The 17,667-nt window shown below is 69.2% G+C and carries 17 protein-coding genes and 2 tRNA genes; 13 read left to right on the top strand and 6 right to left on the bottom strand.

Translation table 11 applies throughout. The annotated features are described in order from the left end of the window. Positions 1 to 67: 67 nt before the first annotated feature. From ABC271_RS09475 to pepN, 3 genes are all read right to left on the bottom strand, one after another. Complete coding sequence (locus tag ABC271_RS09475; protein WP_412924631.1) at positions 68 to 856, bottom strand: ABC transporter permease subunit; 789 nt, start codon at positions 854 to 856, stop codon at positions 68 to 70. Then, complete coding sequence (locus ABC271_RS09470) at positions 853 to 1,764, bottom strand: ABC transporter ATP-binding protein (protein WP_412924630.1); 912 nt, start codon at positions 1,762 to 1,764, stop codon at positions 853 to 855. Before ABC271_RS09470 ends, ABC271_RS09475 begins: the two co-directional genes overlap by 4 nt. 131 nt (positions 1,765 to 1,895) lie before the next feature. Next, complete coding sequence (gene pepN / locus ABC271_RS09465; protein ID WP_412924629.1) at positions 1,896 to 4,445, bottom strand: aminopeptidase N; 2,550 nt, start codon at positions 4,443 to 4,445, stop codon at positions 1,896 to 1,898. 126 nt (positions 4,446 to 4,571) lie between these two features. Here pepN and ABC271_RS09460 point away from each other — a divergent pair, with 126 nt between their 5' ends. The 5 genes from ABC271_RS09460 (at position 4,572) to ABC271_RS09440 (ending at position 9,521) form a co-directional block, all read left to right on the top strand. After that, the gene (locus ABC271_RS09460; protein ID WP_412924628.1) at positions 4,572 to 5,759 is read left to right on the top strand and encodes a ferrochelatase; all 1,188 of its coding nucleotides are present in this window, start codon (positions 4,572 to 4,574) and stop codon (positions 5,757 to 5,759) included. 89 nt (positions 5,760 to 5,848) lie between these two features. After that, positions 5,849 to 6,391 carry a ribose-5-phosphate isomerase gene (locus tag ABC271_RS09455; protein WP_412924627.1) on the top strand — a complete coding sequence of 181 codons (543 nt, stop codon included), beginning with the start codon at positions 5,849 to 5,851 and terminating at the stop codon, positions 6,389 to 6,391. Next, positions 6,391 to 7,380, top strand: a complete 990-nt coding sequence (locus ABC271_RS09450; protein ID WP_412924626.1) for an Fpg/Nei family DNA glycosylase — start codon at positions 6,391 to 6,393, stop codon at positions 7,378 to 7,380. The genes ABC271_RS09455 and ABC271_RS09450 overlap by 1 nt, the downstream gene beginning before the upstream one ends. A gap of 18 nt (positions 7,381 to 7,398) precedes the next feature. Beyond that, the gene (locus tag ABC271_RS09445) at positions 7,399 to 8,025 is read left to right on the top strand and encodes an FMN-binding negative transcriptional regulator (RefSeq protein ID WP_412924625.1); all 627 of its coding nucleotides are present in this window, start codon (positions 7,399 to 7,401) and stop codon (positions 8,023 to 8,025) included. Then, the gene (locus ABC271_RS09440; protein ID WP_412924624.1) at positions 8,022 to 9,521 is read left to right on the top strand and encodes an amidohydrolase; all 1,500 of its coding nucleotides are present in this window, start codon (positions 8,022 to 8,024) and stop codon (positions 9,519 to 9,521) included. Before ABC271_RS09445 ends, ABC271_RS09440 begins: the two co-directional genes overlap by 4 nt. Before the next feature lie 78 nt (positions 9,522 to 9,599). Here ABC271_RS09440 and ABC271_RS09435 read toward each other — a convergent pair whose 3' ends face one another. After that, positions 9,600 to 10,085, bottom strand: a complete 486-nt coding sequence (locus ABC271_RS09435) for a Dps family protein (protein ID WP_412924623.1) — start codon at positions 10,083 to 10,085, stop codon at positions 9,600 to 9,602. 139 nt (positions 10,086 to 10,224) lie between these two features. On the opposite strand from ABC271_RS09435, the gene ABC271_RS09430 reads away from it, so the two are divergent. After that, the gene (locus ABC271_RS09430) at positions 10,225 to 10,761 is read left to right on the top strand and encodes a gamma carbonic anhydrase family protein (RefSeq protein ID WP_412924622.1); all 537 of its coding nucleotides are present in this window, start codon (positions 10,225 to 10,227) and stop codon (positions 10,759 to 10,761) included. 1 nt (position 10,762) lies between these two features. Here ABC271_RS09430 and ABC271_RS09425 read toward each other — a convergent pair whose 3' ends face one another. Continuing rightward, a complete protein-coding gene (locus ABC271_RS09425; RefSeq protein ID WP_412924621.1) occupies positions 10,763 to 11,713 on the bottom strand; it encodes an arsenic resistance protein in 951 nt (316 codons plus the stop codon). A 63-nt stretch (positions 11,714 to 11,776) separates the two neighbouring features. Here ABC271_RS09425 and ABC271_RS09420 point away from each other — a divergent pair, with 63 nt between their 5' ends. Further along, the gene (locus ABC271_RS09420; RefSeq protein ID WP_412924620.1) at positions 11,777 to 12,151 is read left to right on the top strand and encodes an A1S_2505 family phage non-structural protein; all 375 of its coding nucleotides are present in this window, start codon (positions 11,777 to 11,779) and stop codon (positions 12,149 to 12,151) included. 9 nt (positions 12,152 to 12,160) lie between these two features. Here ABC271_RS09420 and ABC271_RS09415 read toward each other — a convergent pair. After that, positions 12,161 to 12,234, bottom strand: a tRNA-Gly gene (locus ABC271_RS09415). 277 nt (positions 12,235 to 12,511) lie between these two features. Here ABC271_RS09415 and ABC271_RS09410 point away from each other — a divergent pair. From ABC271_RS09410 to clpX, 6 genes are all read left to right on the top strand, one after another. Continuing rightward, positions 12,512 to 12,585, top strand: a tRNA-Pro gene (locus tag ABC271_RS09410). Between the two features lie 73 nt (positions 12,586 to 12,658). Further along, positions 12,659 to 14,116, top strand: a complete 1,458-nt coding sequence (tig, locus tag ABC271_RS09405) for a trigger factor (RefSeq protein ID WP_412924619.1) — start codon at positions 12,659 to 12,661, stop codon at positions 14,114 to 14,116. 116 nt (positions 14,117 to 14,232) lie between these two features. Further along, complete coding sequence (locus ABC271_RS09400) at positions 14,233 to 14,721, top strand: tetratricopeptide repeat protein (RefSeq protein WP_412924618.1); 489 nt, start codon at positions 14,233 to 14,235, stop codon at positions 14,719 to 14,721. A 78-nt stretch (positions 14,722 to 14,799) separates the two neighbouring features. Further along, complete coding sequence (locus ABC271_RS09395) at positions 14,800 to 15,384, top strand: ATP-dependent Clp protease proteolytic subunit (protein ID WP_412924617.1); 585 nt, start codon at positions 14,800 to 14,802, stop codon at positions 15,382 to 15,384. 29 nt (positions 15,385 to 15,413) lie between these two features. Next, on the top strand, positions 15,414 to 16,076 hold the full coding sequence (locus ABC271_RS09390) for an ATP-dependent Clp protease proteolytic subunit (protein ID WP_412924616.1): 663 nt from the start codon (positions 15,414 to 15,416) through the stop codon (positions 16,074 to 16,076). A 270-nt stretch (positions 16,077 to 16,346) separates the two neighbouring features. Beyond that, positions 16,347 to 17,615 carry an ATP-dependent Clp protease ATP-binding subunit ClpX gene (gene clpX / locus ABC271_RS09385; protein ID WP_412924615.1) on the top strand — a complete coding sequence of 423 codons (1,269 nt, stop codon included), beginning with the start codon at positions 16,347 to 16,349 and terminating at the stop codon, positions 17,613 to 17,615. Positions 17,616 to 17,667 lie beyond the last annotated feature (52 nt).

Raw genomic sequence — 17,667 nt, 5'->3', positions numbered from 1 at the left:
CCCTTCATGCTAACGACGGATGCCTCGGTGCCACCTGGGCACCGAGGCATCCGTCGACCCCCTCGGGTCAGGCGTCGCGGCGCTGGAGCAGGACCATCCCCGCCCCCACGAGCCCGACCACCCACGCGGCGAGGGTGAGGGCCGGGACCAGAACGTCACCCGTAGGGATCGCCGTGAGGTCGGATCCGGCGGCGACCGGGAGGTACCGGCCGAGGTCGACCACCCACTGCCACGACGCGCCGCCCAGGGCGAACAGGTTCACCGCGATCGGGGCGACGAACAGCACCCCCACGGTGGCGGCGATCGCGCCGGCGCCATTGCGGATGAGGAGCCCGAAGCCCATGCCGATGAGCGCGTACGCGACCATCGCAGCGATCCCGAACACCAGAGGAAGCACGGCTCGGGCCGGGTCCGACCAGACGATGGCGACCGATGAGGTGGGCACCGTGACCGCGAGGCAGACGAGGTACGTGACCGCGGTCGCCGCGCCCACGACGAGCGCGATCGCGACGCTCTTGGCGAGGGCCACCTGAACACGACGAGGATTCGCGGTGAGGGTGGAGCGGATCATGCCGGTGGCGTATTCGCCGGTGACCGCGATGGCACCGAGGACGCCGGCGACGAGCATCGTGAACTGTGCCGAGACCACGACACCCAGGATCGGGTCGCCACCGTCCGACGCCGAGCCGAAGAGCCACGCGATGGCCACGGACAGGGCGGCCGCGATCGCGAGCGACCACCACGTCGAGCGGAGCGTCGTCAGCTTGAGCAGTTCGGCGCGGAGCGTCCGGAGAAATGTCGGACCGGTCGTGGCATCCGTGAACGTCGTGCGCCGAGGCGCGGTGAGGGCGGTCATACGAGTTCCTTCGTCTTGTACTCGATCGCGTCATCGGTGAGGGCGAGGTAGGCGTCCTCGAGCGAGCCGCTGCGCGGGGTCAGTTCATGGAGGGGGATGCCGTGGCGGGCGGCGATGTCGCCGACAACGGCCGCGGAGGCGCCGACGACGTGGGCGAGCCCCGGCTCGGCGAGCGTCGTCGCGACTCCTTCCGGCACCAGCACCTCGACGAGCCGCGTGAGCTCGGGGGAGCGGACGAGCACGGCCTCGGTGGTCCACGACCGCACGAGTTCACCCAAGGGCGCATCGGCGAGGACGCGTCCGCGCCCGAGCACGATCACGTGGTCGGCGGTCAGAGCCATCTCGCTCATCAGGTGGCTGGAGAGCAGGACCGTGCGGCCCTCGGCCGCGATGTGGCGAACGAACTCGCGCACCCACCGCACGCCCTCGGGGTCGAGACCGTTGACCGGCTCGTCGAGGATCAGCGTGTGCGGATCGCCCAGAAGCGCCGCGGCGATTCCGAGGCGCTGGCCCATGCCGAGCGAGAAGCCCCCCGCTCTCTTGTCGGCAACGGAGGCGATGCCGGTGAGCTCGATGACCTCGTCGACACGTCGCGGCCCGATCCCGTGGATCGCGGCCATGACGCGCAGGTGGTTGCGTGCCGAGCGTCCGGTGTGCACGGCCTTGGCGTCGAGGAGGACGCCCACCTCGGTGAGAGGGGCGCGGAGCCGGTCGTACGGCGTGCCGTTGACGGTGACGCTGCCCGCGCTCGGGCGGTCGAGTCCGACGATCATGCGCATCGTGGTGGACTTGCCCGCGCCGTTGGGGCCGAGGAACCCGGTGACGCGCCCCGGAGGAACGGTGAACGAGACATCGGATACGGCGGTGCGGGTACCGAATCTCTTGGTGAGGTGGTCTGCGACGATCATGCTTCCACGCTAGGAAGCACGGGCCGTCGGCGCGTCCGTCCGCGGGTGGATCCCGCGGGTGGGGGAGTACATCGCAAGAGGTACGCCCCCTCCCACCGAAGCGGGAGAGGGCGTCCGTCGAGGCCGTTGCCCTACTGCGCGTCGCGCTCCTGCACCGCGAGAGCGCGCTCGACACCCGCGAGGTTCTCGCTCACGAGGCGACGAAGCGCCGGAGCGGCGTCCTTGTGCGCCGAGAGCCAGGCGCGCGTGGCGTCGCGCAGCTGCGTGTTCGCCAGTGCGGCGGGGTACAGCCCCACGATCAGGTACTGCGCGATCTGGTAGCTGCGGCTCTCCCAGATCGGCAGCAACATGTCGAAGTACGGCTGGACGAACTCCGCGAGCACGTCGACCGTCGCGGGGTGCGTGAACCCGAGCGCGGCCGAACGCACGATGGTGTTCGGCGCGTCGGCGCTGTCGATCAGCGAGCTCCAGGCCTCCTGCTTGGCCTCGACCGTGGGCAGCGCGGCCTTGGCCTGCGCCGCGAACTCGCCACCCTTCGCAGTGTTGTCGGCGGCGCGGGCCGCGTCGATGTCGTCCGCCGTGACTGCACCGCCCGCAGCGAGGGCCACGAGCAGCTGCCACGACAGGTCGGTGTCGATCTCGAGCCCGTCGAGCACCGTCTCACCGTCGCGCAGTGAGCGGACCGTCTCGACGTGTGCCGGCGTGGCCGCCGCCGAGGCGAACGCGGTGACGAACTGCAGCTGGCTGTCGCTGCCCGCTTCCGCGGACTGGGCGAGCTCCCACAGGCCGTCCGCGACACGCTCACGGGCGGTCGCGCGCGTGGCGGGGGCGACGTAGCTGTTCGCGGCGAGCTGGAGCTGCGCGAGCGTCGTGCGCACGGTCGTCGACTCGGTCTCGGAACCGATGTTGCGTAGCACCAGGTCGATGTAGTCGGTCGCCGAGGCTTCGGCATCCCGGGTCTGATCCCACGCGGCGCCCCACACGAGCGAGCGCGCGAGCGGGTCGGCGATGTCCTTCAGGTGCGCGATGGCCGTGGCGAGCGAGCGCTCATCGAGACGGATCTTCGCGTAGGCGAGGTCGTCGTCGTTCAGCAGCACGAGGTCGGGACGACGGATGCCACGCAGTTCCGGTACCTCGGTGCGGTCGCCGTCGACGTCGAGCTCGACGCGGTGCACCCGCTCGAGACGGCCGGACGTGGAGAGCGAGTAGAAGCCGACGCCGAGACGGTGCGGACGGATGGTCGGGTAGTCCGACGGGGCGGTCTGGACGATCGCGAAGCGCGTGAGCGATCCGTGGTCGTCCTGCTCGATGAGCGGCGACAGCGTGTTGACGCCCGCCGTCTCGAGCCACTTCTTGGCCCAGTCGCCCAGGTCGCGGCCGCTCGTGGTCTCCAGCTCGGTGAGCAGATCGCCGACCTCGGTGTTGGACCACTGGTGCTTCTGGAAGTACGCCGCGACGCCCGCGAAGAACTGCTCGATGCCGACCCACGCGGCGAGCTGCTTGAGGACCGACCCGCCCTTGGCGTAGGTGATGCCGTCGAAGTTCACCTGCACGTCTTCGAGGTCGTTGATCTCGGCGACGACGGGGTGCGTCGAGGGCAGCTGGTCCTGGCGGTAGGCCCAGGTCTTCTCCATCGCGTTGAAGGTCGTCCAGGCCGCCTCCCACTCGGTGGCCTCGGCTGTCGCGATGGTGGAGGCCCACTCGGCGAACGACTCGTTCAGCCAGAGGTCGTTCCACCACTTCATGGTGACGAGGTCGCCGAACCACATGTGCGCCAGCTCGTGCAGGATCGTCACGACGCGACGCTCCTTCACGGCATCCGTGACCTTGCTGCGGAACACGTACGTCTCGGTGAACGTCACGGCGCCGGCGTTCTCCATCGCGCCCGCGTTGAACTCGGGCACGAAGAGCTGGTCGTACTTCGCGAAGGGATAGGGGAAGCCGAACTTCTCCTCGTAGTACGCGAAGCCCTGACGGGTCTTGTCGAAGACGTAGTCGGCATCCAGGTACTGCCACAGGCTCTTGCGGGCGTACACGCCGAGCGGGATGACGCGGCCGTCAGCGCTCGTGAGCTCGGAGAACGTCGACTCGTAGGGGCCCGCGATGAGGGCGGTGATGTACGACGAGATGCGCGGCGTCGCGGGGAAGCTCCACTCGGCGACGCCGTCTCCGACCTCGCGCGGTTCGGGTGTGGGGGAGTTGGAGACGACCTTCCAGGCGGCGGGGGCCGTCACCGTGAAGGTGAACTCGGCCTTGAGGTCGGGCTGCTCGAAGACGGTGAACACGCGACGCGAATCGGGCACCTCGAACTGCGTGTAGAGGTAGACCTCGCCGTCGACGGGGTCGACGAAGCGGTGCAGGCCCTCGCCGGTGTTCGTGTACTCGCAGTCCGCATCGACGACGAGTTCGTTCTCGGCGGCGAGGCCGTCCAGCGCGATGCGCGAGTCGGCGAAGACCTCGGCCGGGTCGAGGCTGCGGCCGTTGAGGGTGACCGTGTTGACCGTGCGCGCGATGAGGTCGATGAACGTCGATGCCCCCTCGGTCGCGGTGAAGCGGACGGTGGTGACCGAACCGAACACCTCGTCGCCACGAGTGAGGTCGAGCCGCACGTCGTATTCGTGCGTGTCGACGATCGCGCGGCGCTCCTGCGCTTCGATGCGGGTGAGGTTCTCTCCTGGCACTGGCGTTCTCCCGAGGATGTGGGTGGATCGTCGCGGATGGCACTGCTGGCGCCGACGACAACCGTATAAGCCTAGTGTCGAGATACCCCAGGGCCGGGCTGATGAGGTTGGTGGGAGGATGTCGGGGTGAGTACGACCGACACGGACACCACCCCCGAAACCGTCCTTTACGCGTCTCCTGCCGCGGCATCCGGACCCAAGTGGGTCGAGACGCCCGTGGCCTACGACGCCATCCTCCTCGCCGGCTTCGGCGGGCCCGAGGGGCAGGACGACGTGATCCCGTTCCTGCGCAACGTCACGCGCGGGCGTGGCATCCCCGATGAGCGCCTCGAAGAGGTCGCCCATCACTACCGCCATTTCGGCGGTGTGAGCCCGATCAACGCGCAGAACCGCGCGCTGAAGGCCGCTCTCGAGGCGGAGATCGCGCGCCGCGGACTGAACCTCCCCGTCTACTGGGGCAACCGCAACTGGGCGCCCTACCTCGAGGAGGCCGTCACCGAGGCGGCGGACGCCGGCGACACGACTCTCCTCGCCATCGCGACCAGCGCGTACAGCTCGTTCTCCAGCTGCCGCCAGTACCGCGAGGACTACGCCCGCGTGCTCGAGGCCACCGGGCTCGGCGAGACGGTCACGATCGACAAGGTGCGGCAGTTCTTCGACCACCCCGGCTTCGTCTCCGCCTTCGTCGAGGGCGTCAAGGATGCCGTGTCCTCCTACGTTGCGGACGGCATCGCGCCGGAGAAGATCCGCGTGCTCTTCTCCACCCACTCGATCCCGACCGCTGACGCCCAGCGGTCCGGCCCCCGTGACGTCGACTTCGGCGAGGGTGGCGCCTACGAGGCGCAGCACAAGGCTGTCGCCGCGTACGTCATGGCCGAGGTCGCGGCGGCCGTCGCCGACGTCGAGTGGGAACTCGTGTACCAGTCGCGTTCCGGCCCCGCATCGCAGCCGTGGCTCGAGCCCGACGTCAACGACGTGATCGCCGAGCTCCCCGGCCGCGGGGCGGAGGCCGTTGTCATCGTCCCGCTCGGATTCGTCAGCGACCACATGGAAGTGCTGTGGGACCTCGACACCGAGGCGATGGAGGCGGCCGAGGAGGCCGGCATCCGCGCCGTCCGCACGCCCACTCCGGGCGTCGACCCCGCGTACGTCTCCGGCCTCGTCGACCTGGTCGAGGAGCGCCTCGCCGGCACGCCGAAGTCCGAGCGTCCGCACGTGACCGACCTCGGCCCCTGGTACGACGTCTGCCGCCCGGGGTGCTGCGAGAACGTCCGCGCCGGGTTCAAGCCCGTCGCCGCGGGACTGCGGCCCTGACGATGCCTCGACGCCGCTCGCTCCGACTCGGGGTGGGCGGCGTCGTCGTGTGCGCCCACGGTGTCGGCGGCTCTCTTTAGGATGGGCCCATGCGCATTCACATCGGCACCGATCACGCCGGTCTCGAGTTCTCCACCCAGCTGCAGCACCACCTCGCCTCCCAGGGCCACGAGGTCGTCGATCACGGCCCCATCGAGTACGACCCGCTCGACGACTACCCGGCGTTCTGCATCCGCGCCGCTCAGGCGGTCGTGCGCGATCAGGCCGACGGCGTCGAGACGCTCGGCGTCGTCTTCGGCGGCTCGGGCAACGGCGAGCAGATCGCGGCCAACAAGGTGCTCGGGGTCCGTGCCGCCCTCGTCTGGAACATCGCGACCGCCGAGCTGGCGCGCCAGCACAACGACGCGAACGTGATCGCCATCGGCGCCCGCCAGCACACGTTCGACGAGGCCGCGTCGTTCATCGACCGGTTCATCGAGACCCCGTTCTCGGGCGAAGAGCGCCACGCCCGCCGCATCGCGCAGCTGGCCGCGTACGAGCAGGACGGCATCCTGCTGCCCGATCCGCGCGAGTCGGAGACGAAGCCCGACGTGCTCGACGCGAGCGACTCGTTCGACCCCGAGGCAGGCTGATGCCCGAAGGGCATTCCGTCCACCGCATCGCTCGGCAGTTCGACCGCAACATCGTGGGGCGCACGGTCGCGGCATCCAGTCCTCAGGGCCGGTTCGCCGAGGGCGCGTCCGTCATCGACGGCCGGGAGGCGGTCGAGGTCCGCGCCGTCGGCAAGCAGATGTTCCTGCGGTTCGACCCCGACGTGTGGCTGCGCGTGCACCTCGGCATGTACGGCGCGTGGGACTTCGCCGGAGATGTGGCGATCGACGCGACCATCGCGTCCGCGAACGGCCGCATGGGCCACACCAACCAGCGCGGCACCGTCCTGGATGAGCCGATCCTGGATGCCGCCGGCGAGAACTCCCTCACCTCGATCGGGGCTCCCCGGCGTGCCCGCGTCCGGATGTCGGAGCAGACGACCGGCCTCGAGGAGCAGACGGAGTGGCCACCGCCGGTCGTCGGTGCGGTGCGACTGCGTCTGCTGACCGAGACGACGTGCGCCGATCTCCGCGGCCCCACCGCGTGCCAACTCCAGACTCCCGATGAGGTTGCGGCGACGATCGCGAAACTCGGGCCCGATCCCCTCGTCGACGACATCGTCGAGGGGGAGGAGCGGTTCGTCGCGACGGTGCAGCGCAAGCCCACCGCGATCGGTCTGCTGCTGATGGATCAGGCCGTGGTCAGCGGGATCGGCAACGTCTACCGGGCCGAGATCCTGTTCCGCGCCCGCCAGAACCCGCACACCCCCGGCCGTGAGGTGCCCGAGGAGACGGTCCGTGAGATGTGGCGCGACTGGGTGCGGCTGCTCGCGATCGGCGTCGAGACCGGGCAGATGATGACGATGGACGACCTCGACCCCGAGGCCTACCGGCAAGCCATGGCGCACCGCGACGACCGGCACTGGGTCTATCACCGCGCCGGGCTGCCCTGCCGGGTCTGCGGCACGACGGTGCTGGTCGAGGAAGCGGCGGGACGCAAGCTGTACTGGTGCCCGAAGTGCCAGGCCTGAGCGCTCTAGGCTGATCCGGTGCGGCAGAATCCGAGTTTCGCGATGACCGATGTCGGCGAGATCCGACGCCTCATCGAGAGTCACCCGTGGGTCACGCTGGTCTCGACCGGTGCCGACGGCCTGGTGGCGTCCCACTACGCCGTCCTCCTCGACGACGACCGCGACGACCTCACGATCCTGGGACACGTGGGAAAGCCCGACGACGCGATCCTCGGTCTCGGTGACCGTGAGCTGCTCATCGTCGTGCAAGGGCCGCACGGCTACATCTCGCCCCGGTGGTACGGCGATGTCCCGGCGGTGCCGACGTGGAACTTCGTCTCCGCCCACCTCAGTGGCATCCCGGAGCTGCTGACACCGGACGAGAACCTGCGGGTGCTCGACCGGCTGGTGGAGCGTTTCGAGGGCGCGGAGGGTCGTGGGCTGTACCGTGCGCCGAACGATCCCGCGTTCGTGGACCGGCTCGCCGCGGGCACCGTCGGGTTCCGTCTCACCCCGACCCGCGTGGTGGCGAAGCGGAAGCTCAGTCAGAACCGCCCGGCCGAGGTCGTCGACACCATCATCGAAGGGCTTGGCGAGGGGCCGTTTTCAAACCCGGCCCTCGCCGCAGAGATGCGCCGCGCCGCCGATGCGCGCCCGCGCGCATGATCGGCGAGACCGCGGGCTTCGTTCGGGCGGTGCGTGTCGCCGGGCCCGGCCGTGCCTTCCTCCCGACCCCCGACGAGCCCGTCGATCTCGTGCTCGCGGCCGGGCGCATCCTCGACATCGCGCCGACGGGCAACCTTCGCCCGCGCGGGGTCGTCGTCGACGGCGACGGAGGCTGGCTGCTTCCGGGGTTGTGGGACCACCACGTGCACGTCGTGCAGTGGGCGCTCACGACCGATCGTGTCCCTCTGGGTGACGCGGGCTCGGCGCGGGAGGCGGCCACCATCATCGGGTCGTCGCCGGCCGGTGACGGAGGTCGCCGTGTCGGCGTCGGCTTCCGTGACGGCCTGTGGCCCGATGAGCCGACGCTCACACTCTTGGATGCCACCACCGGCGAGATCCCGACGTACCTCGTGAACGCCGACGTGCACAGTGTGTGGATGAACTCCGCGGCCTTCCGCCGCGAGGGATATCTGCCACCGGCATCCGGTGTTCTGCGCGAAGAGGACGCGTTCGAGATCTCGCGACGGATCAACGCCGTCGACCCCGACCTCGCCGACCGTGCCGTCGAGCGGATGGCGCGCGCGGCCGCCGCTCGCGGGCTCGTCGGCCTGGTCGACCTCGACATGACGTGGAACGACGAGCCGTGGCAGCGGCGCGTGGCGCGCGGCTTCGACACCCTCCGGGTGTCGTACGGCACGTATCCGCGGCATCTCGACCGTGCGATCGCGGAGGGGCTGCGCACGGGCGACCCCGTCCGCGGGGCGACGGACGACCTCGTGCGCGTCGGTCCGCTGAAAGCCATCACCGACGGCTCGTTGGGGACACGGACCGCCGCGTGCGCCCACCACTACCCGGGCGAGGTCCACAACCACGGTCTGCTGACCATCCCGCCCGACGACCTCGTCGACCTCATGACACGCGCGACCGCGGCCGGTCTGGAGTGCGCGATCCATGCGATCGGCGACGTCGCGAATGCCCACGCCCTCGACGCGTACGCCCGTACCGGTGCGGTCGGCACCATCGAGCACGCTCAGCTCGTGGCCCACGCCGACATCCCACGGTTCGCGAGACTCGGCGTGGCGGCGAGTGTGCAGCCCGAGCACGCGCTCGACGACCGCGATATGACGGATGCGATCTGGGCCGAGCAATCGGCTCAGCCGTACCCGTTGCGGGCGCTGGCCGACAGCGGCGCCAACCTGCGCTTCGGCTCCGACGCTCCTGTGGCGGGACTGGATCCGTGGGCGGCGATCGCCTCAGCCGTGTTCCGCACGCGCGATGGCCGCGACGCGTGGCAGCCGTACCAGCGGGTCGACATCGACACCGCGATCGCGGCATCCACCGCCGGCGGCTCGACGGCCCCGGCCGAGATCACGCCGGGTGCCCCCGCGGATCTGGTGCTCGTGGATGCCGACCCGCGGACGGCCGACGAGCGTGCTCTGCGCGCGATGTCGGTTCGCACAACGCTGCTCGCCGGACGCGTGACGCACGCGTCCTGATCCCTGATCCGCGCGACGTGCCCTCACGCGAAGCGAAAGGGGGCGACGCCGAAGCGTCGCCCCCTTTCGAAGAGAGACTCAGGCCGCGAGGTGCGCGAAGAGGAACCAGCGATCCTTGTCGAGGCCGCGCTTGATCTCGATCGCGACATCCTGGCTCGACAGGTCGGTCTCGTCGAGACCGTCGATCGCGGTCTGGATGTCGACGAGCACGGCGTCGATGTCGGCGATCACGGCGCGGATGACGACGTCCGACTGCGCGAAACCGGCGGGGACCGCGGTCTCCTTGGCCTTGGCGGCGACGGTCGAGAGGCGCGAGTCGATCGGCAGGCCGAGGGCGACGATGCGCTCCGCGGCGAGGTCCGCCCAGTCCTGCGCGTGGGCGACGACCGTGTCGAGCAGCTCGTGCACGCCGATGAAGTTCGACCCGCGGACGTGCCAGTGCGCCTGCTTGCCGTTGACGACGAGGGCCTCGAGACCGAGGACGACGGGCGAGAGGAACTGGGCGGTGCTGGAGGCCATGGTCGAGTCGACGGTGGTGGCGGCGGGCGTCTGAACGGTGCTCATGAGATCTCCTGAGGGTCGTACCGAAGTCGTGATGACAGCAACGCTACTCACCCCAGAACATTCCGCAAGCAAGATGAGGCTGGGCTAAATCCCTGGTGGGAAGGCAATCCTCACCTCAGTCGACCGATAGTCTCGGCGCATGAAGATCTCAGCGGATGCCACGGTCCTCGCCCTTCCCGACGCGACGCCGGAGGTCCACGAGACGGCGTTCGTGGCATCCGGTGCCCGCATCATCGGCGCGGTGACCCTGAGCGCGGGGTCGAGCGTCTGGTACAACGCCGTGGTCCGCGGCGACGCGGCGGCGATCGTGCTGGGCCCGCGAAGCAACCTGCAGGACAACGTCTCGGTCCACGTCGACCGTGGCCGCCCGGTGACGATCGGCGCCGATGTCTCGGTGGGGCACAACGCGGTCGTGCACGGCTGCACGATCGGCGATGGTTCGCTCATCGGAATGGGAAGCGTCGTGCTCTCGGGCGCCGACATCGGGCCCGGATGCCTCGTCGCCGGGGGAGCGGTCGTCCTCGAGGGCGCCGTGATCCCCGAGGGATCGCTCGTCGCCGGCGTCCCCGCGAAGGTGCGACGCGCGCTGACGCCCGAGGAGCGGGAGGGCATCCTCCGCAACGCGCAAACGTACCTCGGGCACTCGGAGCGGCACGCCGCGGCGATTCAGCTCTGACTCACCGCACGATGACGCGCGGCACCACCCGCACCAGGACGACCATCCCGAGGAGCTCGACGAGCGTCTGCGTGACGACGGCGGCGGAGGCGAGGGCAAACGGCTCGGGGAGGGCCAGCGCGAGCGGCAGGACCACGAGGGAGTTGCGCGTCGACCCCGAGAACACGACAGCGCGGGCCGAGCCGGCGTCCTGCCGGAACAGTCGGGAGACGAGGATGCCGAGCACCGGCGCGACGACGAGGAACGCGACGTAGACCGGCACGACGCCGAGCAGCGCGACCGCGTGGGCGCGGACCCTGTCGATCTGCGCACCGACGACCACGACCAGGGTCAGGGCGAGGAGTGGAACCATGGCGGCATCCATCGTTCGTTCGACGACGCGGGCTGCGGCGAACCGGCGGCCCGACCGCTGCATGAGCGCCGCCAGGCCGAGCGGTAGCGCGATGAACGCGACGAATGCCAGAACGAAGGGGCCGACGTCGATCGTGGCCACGACCTCGCTCCCGGCGAACAGACCGAGGAAGACGGGCAGCAGCGCGCACTGCGCGAGCATGAGCACCGGGGACACGGCCAACAACCGGGATGCCTCACCACCGGCCAATCGGGTGAACACGATGACGTAGTCGATGCACGGCGTGAGGAGAACCAGGAGGACTCCCACGAGCAGAGCCCGGTCGTGGGCGACGAACCGCGACAGACCGAAGACCAACAGGGGCACGAGGACGAAGTTCAGGGCCAGCACCGCGCCGAGGAATCGCAGGTCGCGGACCGCGCGACCGATCGAGGCGAAGGGAACCGAGAGGAACGTCGCGAACAGCAGCAGGATCAGGAACGGGGTGACGAGCGCCTCCAGCACCGGTGTCGTTCCCGGCGCGACGAGACCGGCCACGGCACCCGCGAGCATCGCCCCGAGGTACACCGGGATCTGCCAGCGGTTCGCCCAGGCGATCATTCCTGCGAGCCTACGGTCCGGCAACCCCCTGCACCGTCGGCAGCCCGCGCGTAGCGTGGCGCCATGCACATCGAGACGCTCGAACCCGGTGAGATCTTCGTCTTCGGCTCCAACGCATCGGGAGCTCACGGCGGCGGTGCGGCGCGGTTCGCTCTCGACCGCTTCGGTGCCGTGTGGGGTCAGTCCGAGGGGCTGCAGGGCCAGTCGTACGGGATCGACACCATGTCGGGGTTGGCGGTGTTCGAGGACCAGGCCAGACGTTTCGTCGCTTTCGCGGCGGAGCATCCGGAGCTGCGGTTCCTCGTCACGGAGGTGGGCTGCGGCATCGCCGGATACCGACCACAGCAGGTGGCCGGGTTCTTCGCGGGAGCGGGGGAGAACGTCGTGCTGCCGGACTCGTTCCGCGCGGTCTTGGGGGACGACTCAGCGCTCAGCTGAAAGACGAAATGGAGGGGATGACGGGAATCGAACCCGCACCATCAGTTTGGAAGACTGAGGCTCTACCATTGAGCTACATCCCCGCGGCGGCGCACCGCAGCGTCGACAACTCTACTTCACGACAGACCCAGTCATGAACACGGGTGGCACCAGAACAGGGGATTCGCCGACGACAGGGCGATCCTCGCCCGAAACGGTCTGTTCTCGTGGCATCCCCTGTTTTCGAGCACCGGGGCGCGGCATCCATCAAGGGACTCGGGCCGGAGTCTCGACATGTGCGAGGCTCTCGCACCGGCCCCCGCACGTCGATCGACTAGACTTTCAGGGGTCGTTTCGTCGAACGCGTCATGCGCGTCGCCCCGGGGCGTAGCTCAGCTTGGTAGAGCGCCCGCTTTGGGAGCGGGAGGCCGCAGGTTCAAATCCTGTCGCCCCGACGCAACGGCCCCACAGACCACAGGCCTAGCCGGCCCCCGCGTGCGCGCGGGCCACACGAGGAGAACACACCGCATGGTCAACAGCACCGTCGAGAAGCTCAGCCCGACCCGGGTCAAACTCCACATCACGGTCTCGCCCGAAGAGCTCAAGCCGAGCATCGCCCACGCCTACGAGCACATCGCTCAGGACGTGCAGATCCCCGGCTTCCGCAAGGGCAAGGTGCCCGCGCCGATCATCGACCAGCGCATCGGTCGCGGCGCCGTCATCGAGCACGCCGTCAACGAGGGTCTCGACGGGTTCTACCGCCAGGCCGTCGAAGACCAGGAGCTGCGTGTCATCGGCCGCCCCAGCGCCGAGATCGTCGAGCTCCCCGAGCTCAAGGACTACTCGGGCGACCTCATCGTCGACGTCGAGGTCGACGTCCGCCCCGAGTTCGACCTTCCCGCGTACGACACGATCACCGTGACCGTCGACGCCCTCGAGGCCGATGAGGCCGCGGTGGATGCCGAGCTCGACCGACTCCGCGCCCGCTTCGGCACGCTCGTCACCGTCGACCGTCCCGCCGCGACGGGCGACTTCGTCGAGCTCGACCTGGTCGCCACCATCGACGGCGCCGAGATCGACCGCGCCGAGGGCGTGTCGTACGAGGTCGGCTCCGGCGAACTGCTCGAGGGCATCGACGAGGCCATCGAATCGCTGACCGCCGACGAGCAGACCACCTTCCGCTCCAAGCTCGTCGGTGGCGACCACGCCGGTGAAGAGGCCGAGGTCTCGGTCACGATCACGGCCGTCAAGGAGCGCGAGCTCCCCGACGCCGACGACGACTTCGCGCAGATGGCATCCGAGTTCGACACCCTCGAAGAGCTGCGCGCCTCGCTCGCCGAGCGCGTCTCGGAGCAGTCGGTCTTCACGCAGGGTGCCGCCGCGCGCGACAAGTTCGTCGAGGCGCTCATCGAGGCCGTCGACATCCCGGTGCCGCCGCAGCTCATCGAGGACGAGGTCCACACGCACCTCGAGGGCGAGAACCGCCTCGAGGACGACGTGCACCGCGCCGAGGTCACCGAGGCGAGCGAGAAGCAGTTCCGCACCCAGATGATCCTCGACAAGATCGCCGAGGATGCCAATGTCCAGGTCTCGCAGGACGAACTGACGCAGTACCTGATCCAGTCGGCCGCCCAGTACGGCATGGCCCCGCAGGACTTCGTCAACGCGCTGCAGCAGGGCAACCAGCTCCCCGCGATGGTCGGCGAGGTCGCCCGGAACAAGGCGCTCGCGATCGCGCTCGGCAAGGTCACCGTCGTCGACACGGACGGCAAGCCCGTCGACCTGACCGGCTTCGTCGCCGTCGAGGGCGAAGAGCCCACCGACGCCGAGGACGAGGTCGTCGAGGAGGCGCAGGAGATCGCCGACGCCGCAGCCGACGCGGACGCCGTCGTCGAGGCCGAAGAGGCCGCCGCCGAGGAGGCCCCCAAGAAGGCCCCCGCCAAGAAGCGCGCCCCGGCCAAGAAGAAGGCCGCCGACAGCGAGTAACACCGTTCGAGGACAGGGGGTGGATGCCACGGCATCCGCCCCCTGTTTTCGTCACCGCCTGTTCCGCCGAGTGACTGCGGCAAGAAGGCGCCGCGCCGACACAGGGGAGAACACTCGTGGACGACTGGCAGGACCGCATCGACGGCGTGTGGAGCGACGACACCCTGAGCGAGGCCGAGGTCGTCGAGCGGATCGACGCGCTGGCCACCGAACGTCCTGAGGACGACCCCGTCGCCCTGTTCGAGCGGGCCGGCGCCCGCGACTCGGCCGGCCTCGAGGCCGAGGCCGAGGTGCTCTACCGTCGTGCCCTCGACCGAGGCCTGGACGAGGAGCGCCGGACGCGTGCGACGATCCAGCTGGCGAGCACCATCCGCAATCTCGGCAAGATCGACGAGGCGCTCGCCCTGCTGCGCGCCGAGTACGAGCGCCAGCCCCGCGGACCTCTGCACGACGCCGCAGCGGCGTTCTACGCGCTCGCGCTCGTGTCGGCGGGGGAGGCCGAGCGGGCGGCATCCATCGCGCTGGAAACGCTCGCCCCGCACCTTCCGCTCTACACCCGCTCCGTGACCGGATACGCCCGCGAGATCGCGGACGGACACGCCTGATCCGCCCGCGGCGAACACGGCGACCCGCCCCGAATCCCGCCGGTAGATTCGTTGCAGATCACCGGAAGAGGAGCACAAATGCCCGAACCCCTTATGGCAACGAGCGTCTTCGACAGGCTGCTCAAGGACCGCATCATCTGGCTCGGTTCGGAGGTGCGTGACGAGAACGCCAACGAGATCTGCGCCAAGATCCTGCTGCTCGCGGCAGAGGACTCGCAGAAGGACATCTACCTCTACATCAACTCGCCCGGCGGCTCGATCACGGCCGGCATGGCGATCTACGACACGATGCAGTTCGTGCCGAACGACATCGTCACGGTCGGTATCGGCATGGCCGCGTCGATGGGCCAGCTGCTCCTGACCAGCGGCACCAAGGGCAAGCGCTACATCACGCCGAACGCCCGCGTGCTGCTGCACCAGCCGCACGGTGGCTTCGGCGGAACCGCGAGCGACATCCAGACGCAGGCGCAGCTGATTCTCGACATGAAGAAGCGTCTCGCCGAGATCACCGCCGCGCAGACCGGCAAGAGCGTCGAGCAGATCAACGCCGACGGCGACCGCGACCGCTGGTTCACGGCGCAGGAAGCGCTCGAGTACGGCTTCGTCGACCACATGCGTGAGCACGCCACCGACGTCGCCGGTGGCGGCGGGACCGCGGCCTGAGGCCGAGGGCGAGAGGAAAGGACACCGTAATGCACACTCCCACCTTCGGCGGCGGCGCCGCGCAGATGCCGAACAGCCGCTACATCCTGCCCCAGTTCGAGGAGCGGACGGCCTACGGCTACAAGCGTCAGGACCCGTACAACAAGCTCTTCGAGGACCGCGTCATCTTCCTGGGCGTCCAGGTCGACGACGCTTCGGCCGATGACGTCATGGCCCAGCTGCTCGTGCTCGAGTCGCAGGACCCCGACCGCGACATCATCATGTACATCAACTCGCCCGGTGGCTCGTTCACGGCCATGACCGCGATCTACGACACGATGCAGTACGTGTCACCGCAGATCCAGACGGTCGTGCTCGGTCAGGCCGCCTCGGCGGCGTCGGTGCTGCTCGCGGCCGGCGCCCCCGGCAAGCGTCTGGCTCTGCCGAACGCCCGCATCCTGATCCACCAGCCCGCCGTCGGCGAGTCGGGTCACGGACAGGCGTCCGACATCGAGATCCAGGCCGCCGAGATCATGCGCATGCGCACGTGGCTCGAAGAGACCATGGCGCGGCACACCGGCCAGGACGTCGCGAAGGTCAACAAGGACATCGACCGCGACAAGATCCTCTCGGCCCAGGAGGCGATGGAGTACGGCATCGTCGACCAGGTGCTGACGACTCGCAAGCGCGTCCCGGCGGCTCTGACTGCCTGAGCGCCTCCCTCGATGCCCCGCCGGAATACCACCGGCGGGGCATCGTCGTTCCCGGTGGGGCACTCGGCCCCTCCGCCCCGTGAGCCACCAGGAGTCGTCGCTCGGGACGTGCCGGAGGTGACGATTCGGGGCGACTCGCGTGGGACGGCGGCATTGTCCGCCGTCGGCGATCACAATCGCGGCACCTCGCACAAATGCCCTCGAATGTCCCGAGCAGAGGTTAGGCTCAAAGTCACTCGGGCGAGTGGCCGGGGATGAGGAGGCACGAGCATGGCACGCATCGGAGAAAGCGCCGATCTGTTCAAATGCTCCTTCTGCGGCAAGAGTCAGAAGCAGGTGCAGCAGCTGATCGCCGGTCCCGGCGTCTACATCTGCGACGAGTGCGTCGAGCTCTGCAACGAGATCATCGAAGAGCGCATGGCCGAATCGTCCTCGGGCGAGGTCGCCGACTTCGATCTGCCGAAGCCGCGTGAGATCTTCGGCTTCCTCGAGGAGTACGTCGTCGGTCAGGAGCCCGCCAAGCGCGCCCTCGCCGTGGCCGTCTACAACCACTACAAGCGCGTGCGTGCCCACGGCACCCTGCAGCCGGCCGAGCAGCGCGCCGAAGAGATCGACATCGCCAAGAGCAACATCCTGCTCCTCGGCCCGACCGGATGCGGCAAGACGTACCTGGCGCAGACGCTCGCGAAGCGTCTCAACGTGCCGTTCGCGGTGGCGGATGCCACGGCCCTCACGGAAGCCGGATACGTCGGCGAAGACGTCGAGAACATCCTGCTGAAGCTCTTGCAGGCCGCCGACTTCGACGTCAAGCGTGCCGAGACCGGGATCATCTACATCGACGAGGTCGACAAGATCGCGCGGAAGGCCGAAAATCCCTCGATCACGCGCGACGTGTCCGGCGAGGGTGTGCAGCAAGCCCTGCTGAAGATCCTCGAGGGCACCGTCGCGTCGGTTCCGCCGCAGGGCGGCCGCAAGCACCCGCACCAGGAGTTCATCCAGATCGACACGACGAACGTCCTGTTCATCGTGGCCGGGGCCTTCGCGGGTCTGGAGGAGATCATCTCGGCGCGCGTGGGCAAGCACGGCGTCGGTTTCGGCGCTCCGCTCCACCGCAAGGAGGACGCGCCCGACCTCTTCAGCGAGGTGCTCCCGGAAGACCTGCACAAGTTCGGCCTCATCCCCGAGTTCATCGGTCGCCTCCCGGTCGTGGCATCCGTCTCGCCGCTCGATCAGGATGCCCTGATGGAGATCCTCACGGCTCCGCGCAACGCTCTGGTGAAGCAGTACCAGCGCATGTTCGAGATCGACGGGGTCCAGCTCGAGTTCGAGGAAGAGGCCCTGCGCGCGATCGCCGACCTCGCCGTGGCCCGCAAGACCGGTGCCCGCGGGCTCCGGGCGATCCTGGAGGACGTGCTGGGTCCGGTCATGTTCGACGTGCCGTCTGCGGACGACGTCGCGAAGGTCGTCATCACTCGCGCATCCGTCGAAGACGGAGTTCCCGCGACGGTGGTGTTGGCGCAGAAGCGCAAGAGCGCCTGACGCGGACGCCGTCGACGCTCGACGCTCTCCGGGTGCCGGTGCTCCCACCGAC

Source organism: Microbacterium canaveralium, assembly GCF_047238045.1.
Classification (GTDB): domain Bacteria; phylum Actinomycetota; class Actinomycetes; order Actinomycetales; family Microbacteriaceae; genus Microbacterium.
This window is presented reverse-complemented; position numbering and strand designations above follow the sequence as displayed.